The organism is Bradyrhizobium sp. USDA 372 (assembly GCF_053629095.1).
Genome location: NZ_JBRJHR010000001.1, coordinates 1,757,816 through 1,783,874 on the forward strand (window position 1 = coordinate 1,757,816; position 26,059 = coordinate 1,783,874).

Annotated in this window: 23 protein-coding genes and 1 pseudogene; 8 read left to right on the forward strand and 16 right to left on the reverse strand. The window is 63.4% G+C overall.

The window, feature by feature from the left end; all coding sequences use genetic code 11:
• Nucleotides 1-48 precede the first annotated feature (48 nt).
• The gene (locus tag AB7M16_RS08565) at nucleotides 49-504 is read left to right on the forward strand and encodes a cupin domain-containing protein (RefSeq protein ID WP_018643141.1); all 456 of its coding nucleotides are present in this window, start codon (nucleotides 49-51) and stop codon (nucleotides 502-504) included.
• Nucleotides 505-513: 9 nt separating this feature from the next.
• On the opposite strand, the gene AB7M16_RS08570 is transcribed toward AB7M16_RS08565, so the two are convergent.
• The 4 genes from AB7M16_RS08570 to AB7M16_RS08585 form a co-directional block, all read right to left on the reverse strand.
• Entirely contained in the window at nucleotides 514-1,764 is a 1,251-nt protein-coding gene (locus AB7M16_RS08570) for a flavin-dependent oxidoreductase (RefSeq protein ID WP_172785429.1), read from the reverse strand.
• Between the two features lie 52 nt (nucleotides 1,765-1,816).
• Entirely contained in the window at nucleotides 1,817-4,168 is a 2,352-nt protein-coding gene (locus tag AB7M16_RS08575) for a bifunctional salicylyl-CoA 5-hydroxylase/oxidoreductase (RefSeq protein ID WP_212255433.1), read from the reverse strand.
• A gap of 102 nt (nucleotides 4,169-4,270) precedes the next feature.
• Nucleotides 4,271-5,107 carry an enoyl-CoA hydratase family protein gene (locus AB7M16_RS08580; RefSeq protein WP_453943652.1) on the reverse strand — a complete coding sequence of 279 codons (837 nt, stop codon included), beginning with the start codon at nucleotides 5,105-5,107 and terminating at the stop codon, nucleotides 4,271-4,273.
• A 42-nt stretch (nucleotides 5,108-5,149) separates the two neighbouring features.
• On the reverse strand, nucleotides 5,150-5,911 hold the full coding sequence (locus tag AB7M16_RS08585) for an SDR family NAD(P)-dependent oxidoreductase (protein WP_453943653.1): 762 nt from the start codon (nucleotides 5,909-5,911) through the stop codon (nucleotides 5,150-5,152).
• 193 nt (nucleotides 5,912-6,104) lie between these two features.
• Here AB7M16_RS08585 and AB7M16_RS08590 point away from each other — a divergent pair, with 193 nt between their 5' ends.
• From AB7M16_RS08590 to AB7M16_RS08610, 5 genes are read left to right on the forward strand one after another with little or no spacing between them, the layout of a single operon-like run.
• Nucleotides 6,105-6,920, forward strand: coding sequence for an alpha/beta fold hydrolase (locus tag AB7M16_RS08590; RefSeq protein WP_453947141.1), 816 nt, complete (start codon nucleotides 6,105-6,107; stop codon nucleotides 6,918-6,920).
• A 12-nt stretch (nucleotides 6,921-6,932) separates the two neighbouring features.
• Entirely contained in the window at nucleotides 6,933-8,222 is a 1,290-nt protein-coding gene (locus tag AB7M16_RS08595) for an acyl-CoA dehydrogenase family protein (protein ID WP_453943654.1), read from the forward strand.
• A gap of 2 nt (nucleotides 8,223-8,224) precedes the next feature.
• Entirely contained in the window at nucleotides 8,225-9,760 is a 1,536-nt protein-coding gene (locus AB7M16_RS08600) for a class I adenylate-forming enzyme family protein (protein WP_453943655.1), read from the forward strand.
• The gene (locus tag AB7M16_RS08605; RefSeq protein ID WP_453943656.1) at nucleotides 9,757-10,845 is read left to right on the forward strand and encodes an NAD/NADP octopine/nopaline dehydrogenase family protein; all 1,089 of its coding nucleotides are present in this window, start codon (nucleotides 9,757-9,759) and stop codon (nucleotides 10,843-10,845) included. Before AB7M16_RS08600 ends, AB7M16_RS08605 begins: the two co-directional genes overlap by 4 nt.
• Before the next feature lie 3 nt (nucleotides 10,846-10,848).
• Nucleotides 10,849-11,841, forward strand: a complete 993-nt coding sequence (locus AB7M16_RS08610; RefSeq protein WP_453943657.1) for a 3-hydroxybutyryl-CoA dehydrogenase — start codon at nucleotides 10,849-10,851, stop codon at nucleotides 11,839-11,841.
• On the opposite strand, the gene AB7M16_RS08615 is transcribed toward AB7M16_RS08610, so the two are convergent.
• The 6 genes from AB7M16_RS08615 to AB7M16_RS08640 all read right to left on the reverse strand — a co-directional run bounded on the left by AB7M16_RS08615 (nucleotide 11,838) and on the right by AB7M16_RS08640 (nucleotide 18,156).
• A complete protein-coding gene (locus AB7M16_RS08615) occupies nucleotides 11,838-12,884 on the reverse strand; it encodes a peptidase M29 (protein ID WP_453943658.1) in 1,047 nt (348 codons plus the stop codon). The two genes, AB7M16_RS08610 and AB7M16_RS08615, sit on opposite strands and share 4 nt — an antisense overlap.
• A 32-nt stretch (nucleotides 12,885-12,916) precedes the next feature.
• A complete protein-coding gene (locus AB7M16_RS08620) occupies nucleotides 12,917-13,681 on the reverse strand; it encodes an ABC transporter permease subunit (protein WP_433996057.1) in 765 nt (254 codons plus the stop codon).
• The gene (locus tag AB7M16_RS08625; RefSeq protein WP_212255419.1) at nucleotides 13,681-14,466 is read right to left on the reverse strand and encodes an ABC transporter permease; all 786 of its coding nucleotides are present in this window, start codon (nucleotides 14,464-14,466) and stop codon (nucleotides 13,681-13,683) included. Before AB7M16_RS08625 ends, AB7M16_RS08620 begins: the two co-directional genes overlap by 1 nt.
• On the reverse strand, nucleotides 14,463-15,308 hold the full coding sequence (locus tag AB7M16_RS08630) for an ABC transporter ATP-binding protein (protein WP_453943659.1): 846 nt from the start codon (nucleotides 15,306-15,308) through the stop codon (nucleotides 14,463-14,465). Before AB7M16_RS08630 ends, AB7M16_RS08625 begins: the two co-directional genes overlap by 4 nt.
• A 94-nt stretch (nucleotides 15,309-15,402) precedes the next feature.
• The gene (ilvD, locus tag AB7M16_RS08635) at nucleotides 15,403-17,097 is read right to left on the reverse strand and encodes a dihydroxy-acid dehydratase (RefSeq protein ID WP_453943660.1); all 1,695 of its coding nucleotides are present in this window, start codon (nucleotides 17,095-17,097) and stop codon (nucleotides 15,403-15,405) included.
• Between the two features lie 75 nt (nucleotides 17,098-17,172).
• Nucleotides 17,173-18,156, reverse strand: coding sequence for an ABC transporter substrate-binding protein (locus AB7M16_RS08640; protein WP_453943661.1), 984 nt, complete (start codon nucleotides 18,154-18,156; stop codon nucleotides 17,173-17,175).
• A 163-nt stretch (nucleotides 18,157-18,319) separates the two neighbouring features.
• Here AB7M16_RS08640 and AB7M16_RS08645 point away from each other — a divergent pair, with 163 nt between their 5' ends.
• A complete protein-coding gene (locus tag AB7M16_RS08645) occupies nucleotides 18,320-19,237 on the forward strand; it encodes an NAD(P)-dependent oxidoreductase (protein WP_453943662.1) in 918 nt (305 codons plus the stop codon).
• 6 nt (nucleotides 19,238-19,243) lie between these two features.
• Here AB7M16_RS08645 and AB7M16_RS08650 read toward each other — a convergent pair whose 3' ends face one another.
• The 5 genes and pseudogenes from AB7M16_RS08650 to AB7M16_RS08670 form a co-directional block, all read right to left on the reverse strand.
• Nucleotides 19,244-19,804: a flavin reductase family protein gene (locus tag AB7M16_RS08650; RefSeq protein ID WP_453943663.1), complete on the reverse strand. Its 561-nt coding sequence runs from the start codon at nucleotides 19,802-19,804 to the stop codon at nucleotides 19,244-19,246.
• Between the two features lie 9 nt (nucleotides 19,805-19,813).
• Entirely contained in the window at nucleotides 19,814-21,043 is a 1,230-nt protein-coding gene (locus AB7M16_RS08655; protein WP_439366525.1) for an acyl-CoA dehydrogenase family protein, read from the reverse strand.
• A gap of 65 nt (nucleotides 21,044-21,108) precedes the next feature.
• Nucleotides 21,109-22,377, reverse strand: coding sequence for a CaiB/BaiF CoA transferase family protein (locus AB7M16_RS08660; RefSeq protein WP_453943664.1), 1,269 nt, complete (start codon nucleotides 22,375-22,377; stop codon nucleotides 21,109-21,111).
• Between the two features lie 214 nt (nucleotides 22,378-22,591).
• Nucleotides 22,592-23,020, reverse strand: coding sequence for a GNAT family N-acetyltransferase (locus AB7M16_RS08665; protein WP_212255412.1), 429 nt, complete (start codon nucleotides 23,018-23,020; stop codon nucleotides 22,592-22,594).
• 406 nt (nucleotides 23,021-23,426) lie between these two features.
• Nucleotides 23,427-24,047 (reverse strand): annotated as a pseudogene (locus AB7M16_RS08670) (PBSX family phage terminase large subunit); the annotation flags it as partial.
• A gap of 516 nt (nucleotides 24,048-24,563) precedes the next feature.
• Here AB7M16_RS08670 and AB7M16_RS08675 point away from each other — a divergent pair.
• A complete protein-coding gene (locus tag AB7M16_RS08675) occupies nucleotides 24,564-25,490 on the forward strand; it encodes a hypothetical protein (RefSeq protein ID WP_453943665.1) in 927 nt (308 codons plus the stop codon).
• 99 nt (nucleotides 25,491-25,589) lie between these two features.
• Here AB7M16_RS08675 and AB7M16_RS08680 read toward each other — a convergent pair whose 3' ends face one another.
• Nucleotides 25,590-25,928 (reverse strand): hypothetical protein, encoded by a 339-nt coding sequence (locus tag AB7M16_RS08680; RefSeq protein WP_210268281.1) that lies wholly within the window; start codon nucleotides 25,926-25,928, stop codon nucleotides 25,590-25,592.
• Nucleotides 25,929-26,059 lie beyond the last annotated feature (131 nt).

The following is a 26,059-nucleotide window of genomic DNA, read 5'->3' on the forward strand; positions in this document are numbered from 1 at the left end:
TGATCATGCTCTAACAAGAGCCGCGCAGCGCGTTACGGGAGGACTGCAATGAAGAGCGAAATCACCGGCATCACGCGGGCCAATGAGGGAATCCAGGGCATTTCCTGGAACATCCTCGGCCAGACCTACGTGCCGAAGAGCTACGCCGAGAACAGCTTCTCCTGGCACGCGACGCTGCCGCCGGGCACCTTCGTGCCGCCGCACATTCATCCCGACCAGGATGAATATCTCTACATGCTGGAGGGAAAGCTGGATTTCGTGCTGGGCAATTCAGAGGCGCAGGCAACCGCGGGCGACCTGATCCGCCTCGGCATGGGCGTGCCGCACGGCATCTTCAACAAGTCGGAGCAGACCGCCAAGGTGCTGTTCTGGGTCTCGCCGAGCCGCAAGCTGTTCGACCTGTTCTGGGGTCTTCACAACATGAAGGAGCAGAAGCCGGAGGACGTCGTGGCGATGGCCGCCGAGTTCAACATCCACTTCCTTCCGCCGCCGCCCGGCGGCTAGCGGCGCGCGTCAGGCGCGCACCGCCGCAAGACCCGGCACCGCGGCGAAGCCCGCCTTGGTGGCATAGCCGCGCACGATGGCCTCGCGCTGGGAATAGCTCAGGACGTTGTCGACATTGTCGAAACCGTCGGGCGCGAGCTGCTCGACGGCGTCGATGACGCCCTCGGGGCCCCCGCGCCGGTTGGAGCGGACGATCTCGGCCGTCATCGGCAGGCGCTTCTTCTCGTACTCGAGCAAGGCCTGACGCGGGTGTTCGGCGCGCACCAGCGCATCCGCAAGGCAGCGCGCGTCGAGAATGGCCTGCGAGGCGCCGTTCGACCCCACCGGATACATCGGATGCGCGGCGTCGCCGAGCAGCGTGACCCTGCCCGATGACCAATATGGCAAGGGATCGCGATCGCAGGTCGGATATTCGTAGAATTCGGGCGTTGCCGAGATCAGGCTCTTCACGTCGATATAAGGCACCGAGAAGCGTGCCACATGCGGCATCAGCTCTTCGCGGCGGCCCGGCCGCGACCAGTCCTCTTTCCGCGGCGGCGGCGCGTTGCCCTCGCCTACTTTCACCAGCACCGCCCAATTGGTCAGGCGGCTCGCCGGGCTCGATCCTTCCGCGATCGGATAGATCACCACCTTGGCATTGAGACCGCCGGCCACGATCATCGATTTGCCGGTGAGGAACAGCGGCCAGTCACGCGCACCGCGCCACAGCATGAGGCCATTCCAGCACGGCGGCCCTTCGTTCGGAAACAGCGTCTCGCGGACGCGCGAGTGAATGCCGTCGGCACCGATCAGGATATCGCCTCGCGCGGTGTGGACATGGGCGCCGGAGCGATCGAAGAAGTAAGCGGTGACGCCGCCCTCGTCCTGCGTGAAGGCGCCGAGCCGGCAGCCGGTGTGGATCGCCTCGCGGCCCAACCGCTCCTCGACGGCGCGATGGATGACGGCCTGAAGGCGGCCGCGATGGATCGAGAATTGCGGCACGTCGTGGCCGGCGTCGATGCCGCGGGCTTCGCGCCAGACCTCCTGGCCGTGGCGATTGAGATAGTAGAGTTGGTCGGTGCGAACAGCGACGTCGTCGAGCTTCTGCAACAGGCCGAGGCCGGCCAACTCCCGCATGGCATGCGGCAGCGTGTTGATGCCGACGCCGAGCTCGCGAATGGTGTCGGCCTGCTCGAAGATCTCGCAATCCAGGCCGCGCGAGCGGAACATCAATGCCGTGGTGAGACCACCGATACCGCCACCGACGATAATCGCCTTCATCGCCCTAACTCCACTCGAAACACAGGCAATTGAGTTAACGTCGCACGGGCAGTCACTCCGCCGCAAGCGGCTTTGTCGCCTCCGCCTTGAGCTCGGCCCGGGTCTTGGGCTTAGCCTTAATTCTCAGCTCCTCGAGATCCTGCCGGTCGCGCACGCTGTTGCGGAAAATCTGATCTTTTCCGGGCAGATATTGCGGGGGACAGAAGGCGTCGTTTGCCCCGTACCAGGCCGCCGCCTTCATGGTGAAGAAGGGGTCGACGAGATGGGGACGGCCGAGGGCAACGAGATCGGCCCGGCCGGCGGCCAGAATGGTGTTGGCCTGGTCCGCCGTGGTGATGTTGCCGACGCACATCGTGGCGACCCGCGCCTCGTTGCGGACCTGGTCGGAGAAGGGCGTTTGGAACATGCGTCCGTAGACCGGCTGCGAATGGCGCACGGTCTGGCCGGTCGAGACGTCGACGAGATCGACGCCGGCCTCGGCAAAAGCGCGTGCGATGGCGACCGCATCATCGCCGGTGATGCCGCCGTCCGCCCAATCGGTCGCCGAGATGCGCACCGACATCGGCTTGTGCGACGGCCAGACCGCGCGTAAAGCCTCGAAGATCTCGAGCGGGAACCGCAGACGGTTGGCGAGCGAGCCGCCATATTCGTCCGTCCGGGTGTTGGTCAGAGGGGAGATGAAGCTCGCGAGCAGATAGCCGTGGGCGCTGTGCAATTCGAGCATGTCGAAGCCGCAGCGCTCGCCGCGCTCGGCCGCCGCGACGAAAGCGTCCCTCACCGCATTCATGCCGGCGCGGTCGAGCTCGCGCGGCACCTGGCTGTCGGGGAAATAGGGCAGCGGCGATGCCGAAATGATCTCCCAGCCGCCCTCCTCCAAAGGACGGTCCATGCCGTCCCACATCAATTTGGTCGCGCCCTTGCGGCCGGCGTGGCCCAGTTGCAGGCAGATCTTTGCGGCCGAGTTGCCGTGGACGAAATCCACGATGCGACGCCAGGCGGCCTCCTGCTCGTCGTTCCACAGACCAGTGCAGCCGGGCGTGATCCGGGCCTCACGGCTGACGCAGGTCATCTCGGTGAAGATGAGGCCGGCGCCGCCGATCGCGCGCGAGCCGTAATGCACCAGGTGGAAATCAGTCGGCACACCTTCCTTCGCCGAGTACATGCACATCGGCGACATCACGGCGCGGTTGGCGAGCTTCATCTCACGCAGGCGGAACGGCTGAAACAGCGGCACCATCGGCCGGTTGGTGTCGACATCGAAGCCGCTGCTGCGCACCTGCCTCGCAAACGACTTGTCGACCTCCGCCACGAAATCCGGCGCGCGGAGCTTGAGATTGTCATAGGTGATCGCCTTCGAGCGCGTCATCACGCCGAAGGCGAACTGAACCGGATCGAAATCCCAGAAGCGGTCGACATGCTCGAACCAGACCAGCGAAACGTCGGCGGCATGCTGCGTCTTCTCGACCTCCTCGCGGCGGCCGTGCTCATAGACCTCCAGGGCGGCCTTGATGCTGGGCGCCTTCTCCATGGCTTCGGCCAGCGCGATGGCGTCTTCCATCGCGAGCTTGGTGCCTGAGCCGATGGAGAAATGTGCGCTCGCCTTGGCGTCGCCGAGCAGCACCATGTTGTCCTTGACCCAGCGCTTGCTGCGGATCATCGGGAAGTTGCGCCACATCGAGCGGTTCGTCAGCAGCTTGTGCCCATTGAGGAACCAGCCGAAGATGTCGGCCATCCGCGCGGCGGATTGAGCCTCGTCGAGACCCGTCAGCCCGGCGCGTTCGAACGTTTCAGGGTCGGTCTCGAAAATCCAGGTCGAGTGCCCGGCCTCGTACTGATAGGCATGGGCGATGAACGGCCCCCACTCCGTCTCCTGGAAGATGAAGGTGAAGGCATCAAGCGGCCTGGTCGAACCCATCCAGGCGAACTTGTTGGCGCGCAGGTCGACCTCCGGCTGGAAATGCTCGACGTATTTCTCGCGGAAACGGCTGTTGATGCCGTCGGCGAGCAGGATGAGATCGGCATCGGCGAAGCGCGTTTCGTTGTCGATATCGACCTCGAAGTGCAAGGTGACACCCAGCTCGCGTGCACGTTCCTGGAGGATCAGAAGCAGCTTCTGCCGCGAGCAGCCGCAGAAGCCGTTGCCGCCAACGCGGTGCACGGTGCCGCGGAAGTGCACGGCGATGTCATCCCAGTAAGCGAACTCCTGGGTGATGCGGCGATAACTCGGCAGATCGTGCTTCTCGAAATTGTCGAGCGTCGCATCCGAGAACACCACGCCGAAGCCGAAGGTGTCATCGGCCCGATTGCGCTCATAGACCGCAATGTCCGCGCCGGGACGCTGCTTCTTGAGCAGGATCGCAGCATAGAGACCCGCAGGTCCGCCACCGATGATCGCGACTTTCATGGGAGCCTCGCCACTTCACCCGGCCATGAAAACTATTTTAAGCCTAAAATAATTTCCCGCAAGTCCCCCTCGCTGGATTTGCTGCAGATAATTGCGACCGGCTCAGTCGCCCCTGAATACCGGCTTGACCTTGTTGGCGAAAGCCTCGAAGGCACGCTCGAAATCCGCGGTGGTCATGCACAGCGCTTGGGCGACGGCCTCCGCCTCGATCGCCTCCTCCACCGACATCGCCCATTCCATCGCCAGCATCCGCTTGGTCATGGTGTTGGCGAAGGTCGGGCCTTCCGCGACCTGCCCGGCCAGAACCTGCGCCTGGGGCAGCACCTGCTCCGCGGTGACGATGCGGCTGAAGAAGCCCCAGCGCTCGCCCTCTTCCGCGGCCATGAACCGGCCGGTGTAGAGCAGCTCGGAGGCGCGGGACTGCCCGATGATCCGCGGCAGGATGGCGCAAGCGCCCATGTCGCAGCCGGCCAGCCCCACCTTGTTGAACAGGAACGCCACCTTCGCCCCGCTCGCCGCAAGGCGCATGTCCGATGCCATGGCGATGATCGCCCCGGCGCCGGCGCAGATGCCCTCGACGGCGGCCACGATCGGCTGCGGACACGCCCGCATCGCCTTGACGAGATCGCCGGTCATACGCGTGAAGGCGGTCAGCCCCTTGGTGTCCATCTTCACCAGCGGGCCGATGATCTCGAACACGTCGCCGCCGGACGAGAAATTGCCGCCGGCACCCGTGACGACGATGGACTTGACCGCGTCGTCGAAGGCGCAGGCGCGGAAGAAATCGGTCAGTTCCCGATAGCTCTCGAACGTCAGCGGATTCTTTCGTTCGGGGCGATTGAGCGTGACCGTCGCAACGCCGTCAACCACAGCGAGCAGGAAGTGCTCCGGCGAGTAATCCGCAAGCGGAACCGTAACGGGATTGGCTGGTCTGCTCATGGGATCTCCTTGGCTTTCTTGTTCCGTGCCTGTGCAGGCACGCTAAATTTCACCGCCGGCAACGGCGATCGCCTGCCCGGTGATCGCACCGGCGCCCTCGCCGCAGAGCCAGAGCACCGCGTCGGCCACCTCCTGCGGAGTGATGAGTCTTCCTTGCGGATTGTGTTTCGCGAGCTCGGCGATCGCTTGCTCGCGGGTTCGGCCGGTCTTCTTCATGATATTGTCGATACTGCCGGCGACCAGATCGGTGTCCGTGAAGCCGGGACACACCGCATTCACGGTGACGCTGCTATCAGCCATCTCGAGGGCGAGCGAACGCACCAGGCCGACAACCGCGTGCTTGGCCGCCGCATACGCGCTGACATAGGCGTAGCCCTTGAGGCCGGCCGTGGACGCCACCGCGACGATGCGACCGTAGGGACGATCCTTCATGCCCGGCAGCACGGCCTGGACGGCATGTACGACGCCCATGAAATTGACATCCATCATCCGGCTGAAGAGCGCGCCGTCCGATTTCGCGAACGGCGCCGATTCAGCGCTGCCCGCATTGGCAACCAGGATGTCGATCGGCTTGCGCGCACTTGCCCCGGCGATCGCGGCTTTCAGTGATGCTTCGTTCGCGACATCAGCGACAGCCGCAAAGTGCGCGGCACCTGCATTGACCGCCTCGTCGAGAACCGCCGCGTTCCGGCCAAGCACCGTCACGGTCGCACCGGCGCCGACGAGAGAGGAAGCGATCGCTCGGCCGATGCCGCGCCCGCCACCGGTGACCAGCGCGTGCGGCGAATGCGGCAATCCGGACATGCGCTGGCTCCCTCAGATCTCGTGATCGTGCTTCCGATATATTTTAACCTTCAAGTTTTTGCAACGAGAGCGGCACTGAGCCGGCGAATGCCGCCGCATGAGAGACGGCCCGAAAATTGCTTTAAGTATAAAATTATCGCTTCCCATCCCTGAAAGGCCTGTTAGCATCGAAGTGCCAGCAGAAGGATGTCGCGTGTCACAGCCTGTGCCGATGATAACAAAGGATGGACGCTTCGCCTACGAAGCCGCGGGCGATCCTGGCGCGATACCGCTGATCTTCCTGCACGGCATCGGCGGCGCGGCGCGAGCCTGGCGGCGGCAGCTTGCCACATTCGGCGAGCGCTTCCGCGCGATCGCATGGGACATGCCCAGTTATGGCGGATCGACGCCGCTTGCGAGCGTCAGTATCGCTGCCCTGGCGGAGGCGCTGCAGCAATTCATCGAACAACTCGGCGTCAGCAGGCCTGTTCTGGTCGGCCATTCCATCGGCGGCATGATCGTTCAGAAGTGGCTGGCTCAGTCCCCCAAACTGGCACGCGCAGTCGTGCTGGCGCAGACCAGCCCTGCGTTCGGCAAGGCGGACGGCGACTGGCAGAAAACGTTTATCGCAGCGCGGCTGGGACCGCTCGATCGCGGGGAGACGATGAAGTCGCTGGCGCCTTCGCTGGTGAGGGAGCTTGTCGGCGACGATCCCGATCCGAACGGGATGGAGGTTGCCCGCGAATGCATGGGGAGCGTGCCCGAAGCGAGCTATCGCGCCATGATGCTGGCCCTGATCGGCTTCGATCAGCGCAGCACGCTCGGAGACATTTCCGTCCCGACACTGCTGCTGTCGGGCTCCAAGGACAATAACGCGCCGGCGCCGATGATGGCCAAGACGGCGACCTTTATTCCAAGGGCTGAATATGTCGAGCTCACCGGCGTCGGCCATCTCGCCAATCTCGAACGCCCCGAGGCCTTCGACGAAGCTCTCGGCCGGTTCCTGAACTCTCTCGCGACCAAAGCGTAAGGTGACCGCGCGATGACCATGCAAGTCAGCAAGACGATCGGGACGACCAACAAGGTCGCGCTGGATGCGCCGATCTTCGATCCCGCTGCATTCCGCTTGAACGACGAGCAGGCTGGCATCATCACCCGCGCGAGAGAGATCGGCCAGACCGTGTTTGCCGGTCGCGCCGCCACTTACGATCGCGAGGCGACCTTCCCGACGGAAAATTACCGCGATTTGCATCGCGTCGGCCTGCTCGGCATCGCCGTGCCCAAGAAGCACGGCGGCCTCGGCGCCAACTACCAGACCTATGCCCTGGCGGCAGCCGAGATCGGCCGCTATTGCGGCGCCACCGCGCTGACCTGGAACATGCATGTCTGCTCGACCCTGTGGTCGGGTCCCCTCGCCGACGATCTCGACATGGATGCGGAAACCCGTGCGGAGCATGAGCGACGGCGCGCGGTCCACTACAAGCGCATCGTCGAGGATGGTGCGATCTATTCGCAACCCTTCTCCGAAGGTGGAGCTGCCGCTGCGGGCGGCGTTGCTTTTGGCACTGAAGCGAGGCCGGTCGCGGGCGGTTGGATCGTCAACGGAAAGAAGATCTTTGCTTCGCTCTCGGGCCACGCCGACTATTACGGCGTGCTTTGCACCGAGATCGAGCAAAGCGAGAAGGCCTCGCGCCGCAACACGCTCTACCTCGCGATATCAGCCAAATCAGAAGGCGTCTCCGTCATCGGCGACTGGGATCCGCTCGGCATGCGCGGCACGGTCTCGCGGACCCTGCTGTTCAAGGACGTGTTCGTGCCGGAAGATTCAGCGCTGATGCCGCGCGGCGTCTATTTCCAGGCGGCGATGCGCTGGCCGCACATGTTCCTGACGCTGTCGCCGACTTATATGGGCCTGGCCCAAGCCGCCTACGACTTCACCGTGCGTTACTTGCGCGGCGAAGTCCCGGGCATGCCCCCGGTCAAGCGGCGGATGTACGCGACCAAGCAGATCGCGGTGGCGCAGATGCAGATCAAGCTGGAGCAGATCAAGGCAATCTGGTTCCAGGCCGTGACCGAGGCGCGCGCCAATCCGACCAAGGAGCAGGTGCTGCGCGCCTATGCCGCGCAATATTCGGTAATGGAGGGCGCCAATGAGCTCGCCGCGCTCGCGATCCGCACCTGCGGCGGTCAGGCCATGCTTCGCTCGCTGCCGCTGGAGCGGATCTATCGGGACAGCCGCTGCGGCTCGTTGATGCTGCCCTGGACCGCCGAGCTCTGCCTCGACCGGATCGGGCGCGAAGCGCTGTACGAGGCCGGTGAAACGGACGACTGACCGTGGACCTCTGTAGCCTGATCGACCGCAACGCGGCGTTCGCGCCAGACAAGACGGCCATCGCCTTCGAAGGCAAGCGGCTGAGTTACGCGGCATTCGCCGCACGGATCGAACGGACCGCGACCGCCTTGAAGCGGGAGCTCGGCATCGGCCGCGGCGATCGCGTCGCGATTCTAAGTCTGAACCGGCCGGAATATCTGGTTCTGCTCTACGCCTGTGCGCGGCTCGGCGCGATCCTGGTGCCGCTGAACTGGCGACTGGCCGTCGCCGAGCAGCTGTTCATTCTCGGAGATGCCGGCGCCAAGGTCCTGGTGCTCGAGCAGGCGTTTTCTGGAGTGCTTGCCGAGCTGGGGCAGACCGCGGTGGGCACATCCGTCGTCGGCCTCGATTTCACGCCGCCCCGCGGCACGACCTTCGAAGACTTGCTGGCCCGCGGTGACGGCACGAGCCGAAATCCGTACACCGACCTCTCCTGCCCGCTGCTCATCGTCTACACGTCAGGCACGACGGGACGGCCAAAGGGCGCGGTGCTGCGTCAGGAGGCGCTGTTCTGGAACGGCGTCATGAGCCAGCACATGCACAACATGACATCCGACGATCACGTGCTGACCGTGCTGCCGTTCTTCCACGTCGGGGGCCTCAACATCCAGACCACGCCCGCGCTCCAATTGGGCGCGACGGTCACGGTGCATGCGCGCTTCACGCCGGACGCCGCGCTTGCGGCCATCGGAGGAGAACGGCCGACGCTCACGGTGATGGTTCCTGCGATCCTCCAGGCGGTGAGCGAGCATCCTGCCTGGGCGACCGCTGATCTTTCGCCACTCAGGGCTGTCGCTACGGGCTCGACCATCGTGCCGCCGCACCTGATCGAGCGCTTCGTCGCGCGCGATGTCCCAGTGCTTCAGGTCTATGGCTCGACCGAAACCTGCCCGATCGCCGTCTACACGCGGCTTGGCGGCGATCTTTCGCGCGAGGGATCGACCGGCCTCGCCGGCCTGTGCTGCGAGGCAAAGGTGATCGACCAGGCCGGCAACGAGCTTCCCGCGGGCACGCCGGGCGAGATCGCGGTGCGTGGTCCCAACGTATTCTTCGAATATTGGGGCAACGAGGCCGCGACGCGCGAGGCGCTGCACGACGGCTGGTATCGCACCGGCGATATCGGCCTATGCGACGCCGACGGCTACTTCTGGGTCCGCGACCGGAAGAAGAACATGATCATTTCGGGCGGAGAAAACATCTACCCGGCCGAGATCGAGCGCGTCCTGCTCGAACACCCCGATGTCAGCGAATGCGCCGTGATCGGCCGGCCGGACCCGCGCTGGGACGAGGTGCCGATCGCCTATGTCATTGCGAGACCCGGCTGCCGGCTCGAAGCGGACGAATTGAAGACACATCTTCAGGCGCAGCTCGCACGCTACAAGGTTCCGCGCGAGATCGTCTTCGTCACCGACCTGCCGCGCACGGCGCTGGGCAAGGTCCAGCATTTCCTTCTGAAGCAGCTTGATACGCAATCGCGCGCCCAAGGAGAAACGTCTTGAAGATCGCGGTTCTGGGTGGTGGAAACGGCTCTTTCGCGGCCGCGGGCGATTTTGCGCTGTCGGGCCATGAGGTGCGGCTCTGGCGCCGCGATGCCGATCAGGTCGCGGCGCATCGCGCCGCCGGCTCGCGTGTCCTGGTCAAGGATCACAACGGCCGACACGAGGTGAAACTCGCGCTGGTCACGACCGACATGGCGGCCGCCGTCGCCGGCACGGAGTTGATCCTGTGCCCGGCTCCTGCCTTCGCGCAAGCAGATATCGCTCGCCGGCTCGCGCCGCATCTGCGCGACGGCCAGGTCATCTTTCTGCCACCGGCGACATTCGGCTCGATGATCTTCGCCCAGGCCGCGCGAGATGCCGGCAGCCACGCCAAGGCCAGCTTTGCCGAAACGGGCACGCTTCCGTGGCTGACCCGCAAGCACGGACCGTTCGAGGTCGCAATCACCATCCGCGCCAAGCGGCTCCCGGTCGGCGTGTTCCCGTTTGACCGGGCGCCCCACGCGCTCGAAGTGATCGGACGCGCTTTCCCAGACGCGATCGAGGCGTGCGGAGACGCGCTATCGGGCGCACTGATGAACGCAGGCCCGATTATTCATCCGCCATTGATCGTAATGAACGCAGGGCCGATCGAACATTTCGAGCGCTGGGACATTCACAAGGAAGGCACGCAAGCCGCGATCCGCCGGGTGACCGACGCGCTCGACGCCGAACGCATCGCAGTGCGCGAGGCACTCGGCTACGGCGCGCCACATTTTCCGCTCGCTCATCACTACGCGAAGGAAGGCGAGATCTGGATGTATGGCCGCGGCTCGCACGACCGGCTGACCGATTCCGGCGATTGGCGCGAACGGATCGTGCTGACCGAGCACCGCTACATGCGGGAGGATCTGCGGCTCGGGTTGTCTTTGCTGGTGTCTGTCGCCGGCCTCGCCGGCGTGGATACGCCGCTAGCCAAAGCATTTCTCTCGATCGGCGGAGCGGTCTGCGGCGAAGATTTTGCGCGCGGTGGCCGAACGCTCCAGACGCTCGGGCTCGGCGATCTCAGCAAGACTGAATTGCAGACCCTACTCCGCAATGGATTCTGATCGATGACGAATCGCGCCAATATCGCCTGTCTCGGCGCTGGCCGCATGGGCCGCGGCATCGCCGTTGCCTTCGCCTATGCAGGGCACAGCGTCACGATGATCGACATCAAGGCTCGGTCCACGGAGGACTTTGCCAAGCTCGAGGCGGACGCACTCGGCGAAGTCAGGAAGATCTTCGCCAGCCTGTCAAAGCTGGGGCTGCTGACCGAGGCAGATGTTGATCCGCTGATTGCGCGGGTCTCGGTGGTGCAGGCGAGCGAGAGTGGCGTAGTGTTGGCCGAAGCCGGCATGGTCTTCGAAGGCGTTCCTGAAGTCGTCGAGCTCAAGCGCGAAGTGCTGGCGGCCGCCTCGAGGCAGGTCGGTCCGGATACGATCATCGCGTCGACCACCTCGACCATCCTCGTCGATGATCTCTCCGGCGCGATCGTGAACCCGCGCCGATTTCTCAATGTGCATTGGCTCAACCCGGCCTATCTGATCCCGCTGGTCGAGGTTTCGCCCGGCAAGGCGACCGACCCGGCCGTCATCGACGAGGTCAAGACGCTGCTCGAAGGCATCGGGAAGGTGCCGGTGGTCTGTGCCGCCACACCGGGCTTCATCGTCCCCCGCATCCAGGCGCTGGCGATGAACGAAGCTGCGCGCATGGTCGAAGAGGGCGTTGCCAGCGCCGAAGAGATCGACAAGGCGATCCGCTACGGCTTCGGCTTCCGTTACGCCGTGCTCGGCCTGCTCGAATTCATCGACTGGGGCGGCGGCGACATTCTCTACTACGCGAGCAGGTATCTGGAAGGCGCGCTCGGCAGCGAGCGCTACCGGGCGCCGGACGTCATTTCACGCAACATGCACGAAGGCCGGATCGGCCTGCGCACGGGCGCAGGCTTTCTCGATTATTCCGGGCTCGATGTCGACGCCTATCGCGCGAAACGGCTCCAGGCGATGGTCGACCTGCTCCGGCACTTCGGCCTGGCGCGCCCCCCGGTGCTCGACCGCAACTAACCAAACACGTCCTGGAGCACGCCTTCGCGGACGACCGCAATGCCGTCAAGCTCGATGGTCGTTCCCATCATCGGCAGATCGAAATGCCCCGCCGTGTAGCGCCCTGCGAATTCATTCGCGCCGGTCGAGAACAGGAAGTTGCCGGACACGGCCCGGATTTCGGTGCCGTTGGTGTCGCGCTGGTCGTACATGGATAGCGCCTCATAGCGCGCACCGGGATTCATGCCGAAGCCGACATGCGAGACGGCATAGGCCTCGCGATCGCCCCAGGCGGCGAGATATGCACGCATCATCGCGGCATCCGTGCCTTCGCCCTCCAGCTCGACGACATAATCGTCCTTTAGAGTCATCTTCACCGGAGACGTCAGGTATCGCTTGAAGGTCAGGTTGATGTCGCCCGGCGCCATCACCAGCGTGCCGTTGATGGTCCCGCTCTTGGGAAAGCTGACGACGATGCCACCCGGCCAATGCGCCAGCGTGCCGGGCTTGTCGGTCCAGCCCCACACACCGACCGTGGAAGCGCCGACCATGTCGACGTCGAGAGCGGTGCCTGCCTTCGAGGTGACGCGCATGCGCTTGGTTCCGCGCAGCATCTTGGCCGCGGCACGAACACGCTTTTCGAGCTCGGAATCCGGCACCATGCGCTCCAGCGCTTCGGGATGCTCGTTGGAAATCACCAGGATCCGCGCGCCGGCTTTGAGGATCTCCGGCGTCTCGACCGCGTGCATCAAGCCTTCGATCGTGCAATCCACTACGAAGCCGGCCTGCTGAAGCGCGGTGATGACCGGGCCAAGCCGCTGGATCGCCTCACTCGCCCCGGTCGAGCGTACCGGGACGATATTCCGGTTACGCGGAGTTGGCATCACCACATGAAACGGACGCGCCCCCATGCGCAGCAGGGCCAGTTCCGCAAGATGCACGTTCAACGCACGCGACTGGGTTTCCGAGAGGATCGCGGCGGTATCGCCGGCTTTCACGGCGCAACGCTCGAAGATCTCGCAAAACGCGTCGATCCATTTTGCTTCGATGCGGTCAGCCAGCATGGTCCACTCCCGGTCTTCTGGATTCTTGTTTGTTACGCTTCGGGGAAGCCCCGGAGCAAGTACGAGCGCACGACCCCCAGCAGCCCGTTCAGGATCAAGCCCAGCAGCGAGATCGTGATCAGCGGCACGAACATGTCGACCGCCTGGAAGGTGCGGGCCGCAGTCACCAGCGCGTGCCCCAATCCGTCCGTCGACGTGATCATCTCGGCCAGAAACACCACGATGCAGGAAATGACAAGGCCGATCCGGCACCCGGTCAGGATGGACGGCATCGCCGCCGGCAGCACCACCTTGAAGAGAATTTCAAGGCGCGGCGTTCCCGCCGCCATGGCCGACCAGATCAGCTTCTGCTCGACGGTCGATGCACCGTAATAGGTCGAGAGCAGGATCGGGAAAAGAGCATCGGCAGCCACCAACGTAATCTTCGATCCGTGGCCAAATCCGAGCAGCAGCAGCAGTGCCGGATAGAGCGCGACCTTGGGCAAAGGCGCCAGAACGCGCACGATCGGCCGAATCACGGCGTTGATCGCCGGATTGGCGGCGGCGGCAATGCCGATGGTGACACCGAGCACGACAGCAATCGCGAAGCCGGCAAACAGCCTGATCAGAGTCGCCGCGATCTCGTGCTGGAACGTCGAAGTTACGAGTTGCTGAAGCAGCCGGCCGAAGACGAAGCCTGGCGGCGGCAGCAGAACTGCCGGCGCGAAGCCGAAGGACACCAAGCCTTGCCACAGCGCGATCACCAGTACGATCGGGGCGATCCCAAGAGCCACATTTGGGGAGAGAAACCGGGTCATCATGAGAAACTCAGCGGCATGTCGAACTGCGGCTCGGACCAGCGCACGAGCCTGGCGCGAACCCTTTCGAAAATCGCGTCGAGGCAGATTCCCATCGCCCCCACGATGATGATCATCGCAAAGACGGTGTCGTATTGGCCCATGTCGAGCGCGTTGAACAGGATGTTCCCGGCACCGGACTGACGGGCAATCATCTCGCTGGTGATCATCGTGATCAGCGCCAGCACCAATCCCGTACGACACCCCGTCAGAATTTCCGGCAGCGCCGCCGGCAGCACGATACGCACCAGGCGTTGCACCGGCGAGAGCCCCATCGCTGCGCCCGACCACATCATCTTCTCCTCGACGGCCTTGGCGCCTTCGAAACTGTGATAGATGACGGGCAGGCTGACGCCGAGGAAGATCACCAGCGTCTTCGTGATGTCGCCAACGCCCAGCCACAGCATGATGATCGGCATCAAGGCCGCCTTGGGCACCGGATAAATCACCATCAGCAGCGGATTGAAGAAGGCCGCGACCGCAGCGCTGCGTCCCATCAAGAGGCCAAGCGGAATCGAGACAAGCACGGCCAAGCCGAACCCGATCGCCATGCGGCGCAGCGAGGCAAGGATGTTGATCAGGGATTCCTTATCGCCAAGGATGCTCGGGATCGCCCGCATCGCCTCGATCGCCGTGGGAAAGCTGTCATTCTTGAGCGCGAGAGACGCGACCTGCCACACCACCAGCAATCCGATGCAGGCGAGCACCGGAGCAGCGCGCTTGACCATGGCAGCCGGCGACATCATGCGGGCGCGCCAGCATCGTCGCTCTCATCGAACATGCGCTCGATATCGACGACGTACTTCTGGTAACGCGGATCGAGCAACAGCTCGTTGCGGCGGCGCGGCCGCGGCAGGTCGATGTCGATGACCTGCCGGATCCGCCCGGGCGATTTCGACATCATGACAACCTTGTCCGAGAGGAAGACGGCTTCGTCGACCGAATGGGTGACGAACAGCACCGTCTTGCGGTCACGCTCCCAGATGTTCAGAAGATCGTTCTGCAGGCGCGTCCTGGTGTGAGCGTCGAGTGCCCCGAACGGCTCGTCCATCAGCAGCACTTCGGGATGGTAGGCAAGCGTCCGCGCCAGCGCCACGCGCTGTTTCATGCCGCCCGAGAGCTCCTTGGGATAGAAGTTCTCGTAGCCCTTGAGGCCGACCATCTCGATCAAGGCCCGGCTCTGCGCTTCAGCTTCAGTGGCGCGAATCCCTTGCTGACGCGGCCCATACATCACGTTGCCCAGCACGGTCTTCCAGGGAAACAGCGCAAATTCCTGGAACACCGGTCCGCGATCCGGCCCGGGGCCCGTAATCGCCTGCCCCTTCATCTTCGCCGCGCCCCTGGTCGGACTGACGAAGCCGCCGACGATGTAGAGCAGTGTCGACTTGCCGCAACCGGACGGGCCAAGGATGGAGACGAAAGCTCCCTCCTCGATCGTCAGCGAGATCTCCGAAAGCGCAACATGATCCTTGCGCGCGGAGGTCTGAAAGACCTGCGAGACGCGGTCGATCTCGATGATTGCGGAAGCCGGGTCTTGTTGCGTCACCGGTCTCACCCATTCGCTCGATCTCGCAGATACTACCGTCATCCCGCCTTCCGTCCCACTTGCACGAGGATTCAGCGGCACGAGCTTAGCAAGAAGCCTGCCAGACAGGCTGTCATTTTCACACCCGTGCGGTGCGTCATTCGAACCACGGCCATTCTGCCGGGCCTTCATGCGTCACGGCTCCGCCCGGCGCCTGCCCGACCAGCCGCGCATATTTTGCCAGCGCACCTGCACGGTGCCGTGGCGGGCGCGGCTTCCAATCGGCTCGCCGCGCGGCGAGCTCCTGTTCCTCGAGCAGGACATCCATCCGCCGATTTGCCGCATCAATCCGGATCCGGTCACCATTCCGGACGAGCGCCAGCGGACCGCCAACAAATGCCTCGGGGGACACGTAGCCGATGCACATCCCGCGGGTCGCACCGGAGAACCGGCCATCGGTGATCAGCGCCACTTTTTCACCCATGCCTTGCCCGTAGATCAGGGCGGTGACGCCGAGCATCTCGCGCATGCCGGGTCCGCCGACCGGCCCCTCATTGCGGATCACGAGAACCTCGCCGGCCTTGTAGCTGCGGTCGCGAACAGCTGCGACGCAGGCTTCTTCATCCTCGAACACACGCGCCACGCCTTCGAAGAACTGGCTCTTCAAGCCCGCGACCTTGATCACCGCCCCATCGGGACAGAGGTTACCCTTCAGCACCGCGACGCCGCCGTCAGGCATGATCGGTGCGCGAGATGCGTACACCACCTCTCCGTCGGGCGCGTTGGCCGCACCGTACTCTTCGGCAAGTGTGCGGCCGGTGATGGACAAGCAGCCGCCATCGATATGACCGCTCTGGATCAGCTCGCGAATGATGACCGCAGCGCCGCCGATATCGTAGACATCCTTCGCCGTATACTTACCTCCGGGGCGCAGATTGCCGATCAACGGCGTCCTGGCAAAGACCTCACCCACATCATCGATGCTGAATGCAATTCCGGCCTCGTTCGCGATCGCCGGCAGGTGCAGCGCGGCGTTGGTAGAGCCGCCCGTCGCCGCCACGATCGCCGCTCCGTTCTCCAGGGATTTCCGCGTCACGATGTCGCGCGGCAGCGGCCCGCCACGGTCCAGCATCTCCATGATCAGTCGGCCGGCGCGTCGCGAAATCTGCGCGCGCTCGGCATAGACGCCGGGCACCATGGAGACGTTGGGAATGGTCAGCCCCATCGCCTCCGATACCATGCCCATGGTGTTCGCGGTGAATTGGCCGGCGCACGCACCGATCGTGGGCAGACACGCGCGCTCGATCCGCTCGAGGGTGGCGCCGTCGATTTCGCCGGTCATGAAGCTGCCGACCGCCTCATAGGAATCGAGCACCGTCAGCGTACGTCCATCTACGCGGCCCGGCAGCGAGCTGCCGCCATAGATGAAAATTGAGGGCACGTTGCAGCGGACCATGCCCATCATCACGCCAGGAAGCGTCTTGTCGCATCCGCCGTATCCGATCAGCGCATCGTAGGCCAGCCCATGGACCACGGCTTCGATCGAATCGGCGATCAGCTCCCGCGAGAACAGGGAGAACTTCATCCCCTCATGATTCATGCTGATGCCGTCGGACACCGAAACGGTCGAGAACTCACGCGGTGTACCGCCGGCCTCCTCGATTCCAGTCTTGGCTGCAGCTACCTGGAAGTCATGGGTCATGTTGCAGGGCGTCTGCTCACCCTTCATGCTGACGATGCCCACCATCGGCTTCGCAATCGCGGCGTCGTCGAGCCCCATGGCGCGCATGAATGCACGATGCGGCGCGCGGTCGAGCCCATCCGTGGTGACCCGTGATCGCAACTTCTTCATATGTGCATCTTCTTCATGCAACGTCCCGGATGATCCGGAACGCCACGATGTTACGTTCAGTAGTTCGCCCCGCTTCTATTGCAGCGGCGCGACGATCGACGGATGCTTGAACTGTGCAACATCCAGCTTCGGCAGCATTCCGGTCTCTGCATAGATATCCAGCATCTTCTGGATCGCCGGGAAGTTCGGCGCCGCGCCCGGATCACGGCCGAAATCATTGTCCTTGAGCAGGTAGGTCTCGAGCACCGGGATGGGGGCTTTCAGCACTTCATTGACGACCTTGAGAGTCTCCTCGCGGTTCGCCAGTGCCTTCTTCATGCCCGAGGTAATATCTCGAACATAGGCCTTGACCAGCTCGGGGTTCTTGTCGACGAAATCGGCACGGCAGGCTTCCAGGATGTGCACGATGTTCGGCATGGCCTGGGAGAGCGAGAACAGCTTCCTTGTGCCGCCCTTTGCCTCCGCGCGCGCAGCAAACGGCTGGTTCATGTTGACCGCGTCGACGCGGCCTTGGCGCAGCGCGTCCTCGGAGACGGCAAAGCCGACCTCGACCAGCTTGATGTCCTTGGCCGGATCGATGCCATTCTGCTTCAAGAGCAGGTTGAACGGTCCTTGCGTGCCGCCACCGATCACGGAAATGCCGACCGTCTTGCCCTTGAGATCCGCGATCGTCTTGATCGGCGAGTCATCCATGACGGCCCAATAGACCGAAAAACCGCCGGGCATTTCGAAAACGTGTTGCGCCACGATGTAAGCCTTGAGATTGCCGCCGACGACACCGTTGGAGAGCGAGAGCGGCGCCTGGGTCGCGCAGTCCAGTGCACCGGCTGCCAAAGCCTGCGTCATCGGCGCGGTGCCCTGGAATTGGGTCCATTCGATGTTGTAGGTCTTGCCGAGATTGGGAAATTCGGCCGGCCTGCGCATCATCCAGTACTTGGACTCCTCCGCGGGGATGGTCCAGCCGACGCGGATCGTCTGCTGCCCCCATGATGGGCTTGCGCCCGCGCTCACGGCTGCTGCCGCTCCCAAAGCCAGGATCCACCTCGAAACGGTTCGCATCGTGCCACTCCGCTGCTCCGGCGCCGACCGGCGCCCCCAACCCGACCGCCTCAAATGTTTCATGGTTCAAACAATCAGGCAAGCCATGCGAGCTGGGCGGTTTTGCCGTCCGATGCGCAATGTATGGTAAGGCGGCGTCCCATTGCGACAGAAGGAGCAACCTATGGCTGACGACAGCAAGGCAAACCCGCAAGGCATCGAGAAGCTCGGCTATCTCGGCCTGGGACTCATGGGAACGCCGATGACCCGACGCCTGCTGGAGGCCGGCTATCCGGTCGCTGTCTGGAACCGCTCGGAGGGCAAGGTGGCGCCGCTCGTCGAGTCCGGCGCCAAGCGTGCGGTCACGCCCCGAGATCTCCTGGCGAGCTCGGATATCGTTTTCATGTGCGTGACGGATGCGGCGGCGGTCGAGGAGGTGATCTTCGGGCCCGAAGGTCTGGCAGCAGCCCCTGGCGCGGGCAAGCTTGTGGTCGACTTCTCGTCAATCCATCCGGACGCGGCGCGCGACCTCGCAACGCGATTGAAGGACGCGAACGGTGCGGGCTGGATCGATGCGCCGGTGTCCGGGGGCACGAAGGGCGCCGAGGAAGGCACGCTCGCCATCATGGCGGGCGGAGAAGCGGGCGACATCGAGAGGGTGCGCCCCTATATGATGGCCATGGCGCGCAGGTTCACGCACATGGGCCCGCTCGGCGCCGGCCAGACCACAAAGCTGTGCAACCAGGTGATCGTCGGATGCGCAATGGCCGTGCTCGCGGAAGCAACACGCCTTGCCGTGAACGCCGGAATTGACGCCAACCGATTGCCCGAGGCGCTCGCCGGCGGCTTTGCGGATTCCATCCCGCTCCAGCTGTTCGTGCCGCGGATGGTCAAGGGCATTCACACCCCGCCGCTCGGCCACATCGCCACGATGCTCAAGGACCTTGATACGGTGGCCGATGTTGCACAGGCGACATCGACGCCGGTACCGATGGCCGCGCTTGCCGGACAGCTTTTCAGGCTGGCGAAGGCCGCGCGAGGTGCCGACGCGGACGCGCTGGAGATCTACAAGCTTTCGGCGGCAGAGCGCAAATCTGTCTAGGGGGCGTTACGGCACGTTCTTCTTATCGTCGGCCATGAAGCGGCCGAATGCCCCTCGCGCAAAGAGCAGCGGCTCCTTCGCATTGTAGGTGTATGCCTCGACCGCGCCGAGAAAGATCACGTGGTCACCGCCGTAATAGCGATTCACGGAGCGGCATTGAAAGTTGGCGACGCTCTCGGCGAGCACTGGCGCGTTGCCGAGGCCGGGGGTCCAGTCGACGCCGGTGAACTTGTCGTCCGACGATTTTGCGAATTTGTTCGCAAGCGCCTGTTGCGAAGCGCCGAGAACGTTGACGCTGAAATGGCTGGCGTTCTGGAAGATGGTCAGGCTGGAGGAATAGACGACGAGGCTCCACAGAATCAGCGGCGGATTCAGCGAGACCGAGGCGAACGAATTGCAGGTCAACCCGTACGGCTTGCCGTCAGGCGCCGCCGCCGTGATGATCGTCACGCCTGTTGCGTAGGTTCCGAGCGCGTTGCGAAAGTCGCGAGGATCGATCTGCGAGCTGTCGCTCGCGAACTCGTTGGCGGGATCTGGAGCGCGGGGATGCTTCGGCAGATCATTCATCGGCCGGCCTCACAGCGTGAGATTCTCGGAGGGCAGGCCGAGCGCCACCCGTCCGTAGTTGGTTCCGGCCGCATCGAAGTTGAATGCGAGATGTGAGTTGATCGCGTGAGCATCGCGGAACTGCCGCTGTAACACGCCGCTCGTGAACAGACCACGCGCGCCGCTGGCGGCAAACAGCATCGAGACCGCGTCCGTGCACAAATTCACGGAAAAGGATCCGTCACGGCGATATCTGGTCTTGGTCGCCATGTCAGGTATTTGGCCGCCCCGTGCATCCTCCATGGCATCAAGGCAGGCCGACCGCATGATCAGGCGCGCGGCGTCGATCTTGGCAGAAGCCTCGGCGATCTTGATCTGCGTGCTTTGAAAATCGCTCAGCTTGGCGCGGTTGTAGGTCGAAACGCGATGACGCGCGACCTCCGTGTAATCGTCGAGGCACGCCTGTGCATTCCCCAGCGCGACACCGGAGAGGACGTAAGGAAACAGTGAGAAGACCGGCAGCGCATACAGCGGATTCGGATTGACCGCGCTTCCCGGCGTCGGGCCACCTGAGAGGTCCCCTACGGCGACCGTCATATGGTCAGCCACGAAGGTATCCCTGACCTCGACGTCGCAAGATCCTGTCCCGCGCAGTCCGGCGACGTTCCAGGTGTCCAGCACCTTGTAATCGCCGCTCGGTAGCAGAAAGATTCGATACTCGATGCCGTCGGCATCGTCGTCGGAATAGACCACGCTCGCAAGCATATTCCAGTCGCAGGAGGCAACGCCCGAGGAGAATGGCCAGCTACCGTGCAACTGGTATCCGCCTTTGACCCGCGTCGCGCGTCCGGCGGGAAAGATGAACGAGGATGCGATCAAAGTATCCGGATTGCGGCCCCAGACCAGATCCTGCGCCCTTTGCTCGAACATGCCGAGCATCCAGTGATGGCTTGCCAGGTTGGCGAGATTCCAGGCGACCGACGCATCCGCCTGCCCGAGCAGCTCGGCGCAATCGACCAGAGCGACATAGTCGAGCTCAGCACCGCCAATCCGGGCCGGCTGGAGCATCCGGAACAGGCCAGCGTCGTGGAGATCCTTTTCGGTTTCCGGAGGAAGATGCCGCAGCTCCTCGGTCCGCGCCGCTCGCTCACGCAATTGCGGCAGGAGCGCCCGAGCCTTCGCGATCATTGACGCATAGACCTCTCCGCCGGCTTGCAGGCCTGCGGGCTGCGTCATGCTCGGCTCCTGGCCAGGCGCCATTCGTGTCCCTCGCTTTCACACATTTATGCGGCGGTACCTTTGCCAAATCAAGCCGAGCCAGTGCCTCAAGTCGACTTCGGAGGCTTGACCGCGCCAAAGGCGCCCTTTTCGGCAAAATCCGCGATCCGACGCTCGTCGTAGCCGAGCGTATCCTGCAGGACCTGCATCGTATGTTGACCCAACAGAGGTGCCGCGACGGGATCGACCGCGCCCGTCAAACTCATTGTGATCGGCGGCTCGATGTTGGGCACCCATTCCGCTGTCGGGTGCGGGATCCGGTTCACGCGATGACGCTCTCGAGCCTCGGGGGCGTTGAAGCCCTCCTCGACCGTCCGGAGATAGCCGACCGGGATATTGGCCAGCTTCATCTTCGCCATCCAGTTTTCGAGCGTATCGCTGGCGAAGACTTCGGCAATGGCTGCCCGCAGGCGTTCCTTGTTCTCCGAACGGGCTTTGCGCGTCGCAAACTGCGGATCGGTGATGAGATCGGGCCGATTCAGCACCTCGACCACGAGCCGACGGTAGAGCCGATCGTTGGCGCAGGCCATGTAGAGTGGTCCGTCAGAAGCTTCGTAGACGCCGACGGTGGGAGACCCGCTCGGTGAATTGCCAAACCGGCCGGGATTTTCGCCGTTGATGAGGTAGGCCATGCCATAAAATCCGGTCATCCCCATCGCGACATCGAACAGGGCGACTTCGACACGTTGGCCACGACCGAGCCGCTCCCGCGCCAGCAGCGCCAGCAGGATAGCATTGCAGGCAGACATCCCCGTCGCCATGTCGACGATGGGCGGGCCGGTGCGAACCGCCGGGCCATCGGCAAATCCGTTGAGCGACATGAAGCCGCTTTCCGCCTGCGTGATCGGATCGAAGCCCGGCCGCGAGGCAAAGGGCCCGCTGCGTCCGTAGGCGGAGATCGAGCAATAGACCAGCCGCGGGTTGAGCGGCGCGACCGACTCATAGTCGAGCCCGAATTTCTTCATGACCCCGCTCGAAAAATTCTCCACGACCACATCTGCCTTGCGGATCAGATCCAGCGCGATCTCGCGCGCCTCCGGCACGGCAAGATCGAGTGCGATGCCGCGCTTGCTGCGGTTCAGGCTGAGAAAGGCGGCGCTCTCGCCTCCAATCTCCGCGTGCTCATAGGCACGCGTGTCGTCGCCGCCATCGGGATTCTCGATCTTGATGACGTGCGCACCGTAATCGGCGAGCGTCTGGGTGCAGGCCGGACCGGCCACCACGCGTGTGAAATCGACGACTAATAGACCATCGAGCGCGGTCGGGCCTCCCGTCCCTTGCGAGGCACGTACCGGCAATTGAGGCTTGGTGGGCATCGATCGCGCTCTCCCTTACATCGGCTTATGACCGCCGAATTTCCTGCAAGAGCAAACTTAAAGCCCGGCGCCACCGACTTCGCAAGTGCCACGCCGGCATCGCTTCAATACGCAAAAAGGACCCGGCAGCCCCAGGCTGCCGGGTCCTCGGACCTTCCCGACACGCGCTCGCCGTTCGACCGATAAACGGCGCGTTCCGTGCGGTGGCAAATGCTCAGTGCAGAAACTTCCGCCAATAGAGCGAATGCGTCCAGGCCCAAGGGGTCTCGGGCTCGAACAGCCGATAGCCCGCCTGGATGAAGTTGTTCGCCGATACCGGGTTGTCCGTTGTGTCAGAGACGATGCTGTCCCATCCGATACGCCGCCCCCTGGCTTCGACTACAGCCATCAATCTGCGCTGAAGGCCGCGTCCCCGATACCGTTGCAACACCCCAACTCTGGAGAAATAGCCGCCGTTTCGAACGTGCGTCGAGGGAACAACCCCGGCGAAGGCAACGGCGTCCTCGTGGTGATAAGCCAGCCACCAGGCGCCAACGTCGAACGTGGGCATCGCCGCAGCATCGAAGAACGTGAGCCGATGGAGATCGGCCAGGGTCTCGGCAACGTCGTCATCGGACGCATCGACGATACGGATTCTGTACATGAGCGACTCGTTGGGCAGCAGATCATGATCGGGCGCGGAGCGACGTCACCGCCGCCATGAAGGCTCATTTGCCCAGCACGACCTTGACACCAAGCCAGACGGCACCCATGAGACCGGTGGCAATGACTGTGATCACCGCTTTAAAGGTGTAGGTCTGGGCCTGCTCCACGCTCTTTCGCCATCGCCGCAGGTGCTGAAAATCGGCTCGCATCTCGCTGCCGACCCATTGCACGATCCAGATCGTGAAGGCATCCGCCGCGGCGCCGGCGCCGCCGATGTCGATGAAGGCACGGAGCGGCAGCAGCGGATCCGCGGCAACCTTCCCGATCCGACCCTGCCCGCGCGCTTCCGAGAGCAGCGAGGCAAAATAAGCGCCCGCGAAGGCGCCGGCATACTCGCCCTCCCAGATGTGATCGTAGCGCTCCGGATAAAGCTTCTGGTCGAGCAATCGCTCCTCCTCGAGCACATCAGGGAACCAGGGATTGTCGCGCCAATTGGCTTTCACCACCACGGCACCATCCGGCTGTCGCCCACGCAGAAAATCGTCGATTGCATCGCTCTTGCGTCGCGGATTCCAGCTCGCCCATAGCTCGGAATCCTTGGCGCGGATCGTCGGCCGCAGCAGCGCGAGGCTGCGCGCGCTGAGGGATTGCGCCTCGTCGATCCAGGCGATGCGAAACCCTTCCAGGGATTTGATCGAGTCGGCCGTGTGATCCTGGAGTCCGCGGAAGATGATCAGCCCGTCCCCGGGCGTCTCGATCTTGTCGCTGAACAGCTTGAAGCCATGGCCGAGGCGAAGGCTCGCGATCTTGCCTTCGATCAAGCGCTTCGACGATTGCGCCAGCGTGCGCTGCGCCTCGCGAATGCAGACCGCGAGCGTGCCGCGCTCGGCCTGACAGGTCTCGACCAGGAGCTCGCCGAAGAAGTGCGATTTGCCCGAGCCGCGTCCACCATAGACACCCTTGTAGCGCGCAGGCTTCAGCAGCGGCTCGAAGATCTTGGCGGTCGGAATTTTCAGGATGGACACTCGATGCGCTCGCTCGCCCTAGGGCAGGCCAGTGCGCCTGCGCCACATCGCGGACCAGTCTTCGTTGTCGAAGGTGTCGGATTGGCCTTGTTGGGTTCGGGTCAAGTCGGGAGAGGCGTCGTGCTCCGAGAAAGGCGGCCAAAGTCCAAGGAGCCTCCTGAAATGGTCTTCGATAGCGGATGGACGGGGAGAATTGACGCCGCTGTAGGGCCCTGATGGGGTGAAGTGCCACGGTCCCGTATCGCATTATATGGACTTGTTGTGTGGGGCTCGAAACCCGCAATTGGGGGTAACATTCGCCGCAAGGCATCATGCCAAGACATTCCACTCTCCAATGTTTCGAAGCATAGTCTTAAGACCGAAGCGCGATACCCCGCACGATCGAGCCCTCTTGCTCAACTTGTGGCTGTTCCACTATTCTGAACGCAAAGCTGCAACATGTCGGCGAACGGCTCGACATCCCAAGCGCAGGAGCAATTCGTGGGTCCTGATGAGATAAGACGTGGCGCGTCGTTCGTGGCGATCATCGTTCTTCTGACGTCGGCAACCGATCTGTCGGCTGTTGCTCAAGAAGCATCTCCGACGACCGCCGACAAATGGCGCCCGAAGTCCGGCGTCTATGCGGAGCTCGGCAAGAATTTCCAGTCGTCTTGCGATGAAAGCGGCAATCTTACCATCGATCTTGGCGAGAAATCGGTCAGCGGTTACGAATGGGGCTGCAAAGTCAAAAAAGTCATCGATCTCGCGCCAGGCTCGCTGAAGGTTGGAATGGTCTGTGACGACTACAATCTGGCGCAGAACCTCAACCTTCGCGATCCCAATTGGGAGAACAGGCAATTCAACGAAGTCATGTTCGTCAAGCGGATCGATGATGCGACAATCTCCGTTCAGAAGAGCTTGAATGGAAAGCTCAAGGATCCACCCTGGCGTGCGGCCTACTGCCCTCTGGCGACACAGCGCGCGCTCGCCGAGGCCACACTGAGAGCCAAGGTGGAAGCAAAACAGAAGGCCGACCAGGAGCGAGCCCTCAAGGAAGCCCATCCGCGGGACGGCGTCTACGCAGCGGCAGGCGCCGATTTCGAGGAGCGCTGCGCGAAGTTCAACGACACCATCGTTGCGTTCGCCGGCAAATCGATTACGACGGCCTCCAACATCTGCAAGATCGAAAACACACGAATTCAGCTGCCCGACACCGTTAGAATCGGAGCGACGTGCACGATGCAGCCTGCTTCGGGCTCGGAGGCTTTCAGCGTGCAAGACAAGGCCACCACCCCGGATCGCGAGAATCTGATGTTCAAGAAGACCGACGACAAAACCGTCATCCTCTGGATCATCTACAACGGGCACTTCACCGGCGACGGCCGAAAGCTGTCCTATTGCAGCGACCAAGTGCAGCGCGCCTATGCCGTGCAGCGCCGGGCTGGCAAGCAGACCAGGAATTAGTCGAAGGCATCAAACGCAAAGCCCGCGCCGGATTGCATCCGCGCGGGCAACACCAACTTCTGTCGATGATGCCATTCTGCCAGTGTTTTGCCCGACGGGTCAACGGGCAATCGAGGCGCGATTGCAGATCGGGATCTCCGTCATCTCGAGCGTCGTGACGGCATCACCGCCACTCGAACTCGGCGGATGCACGATGATGCGTTCGATCCGATGGATCAATTCCAGCATGCCGTCTTCGCCGCTCTCCACCGGCTGGGCAACCTTGCCCCAGCCGCGATCGAGGATCGCATTGGCGGCCGAGACGCGGGCGGCCGGAGATGCGTCCTCGCTGCGCATGATGCCGACGAGTACCCTGATGGCCGTTCTGGTGTGGCTGCGCGCAAGCGAGCGGATCTCGGTCAGCGTGCGCGCCCTCGACGTCTTCCCTCGCGTGGGCAAGCGGACGGGTACACGCTCAAGCTCGCATTCGATCTCTTCGCTCACGAGAACGTCTCCCACAGCACGATGGCAACGAGACCCCCGAGGGCCAGCGATATCAGATAGGCGGTCATCGTCTCTCCTCGAAAACA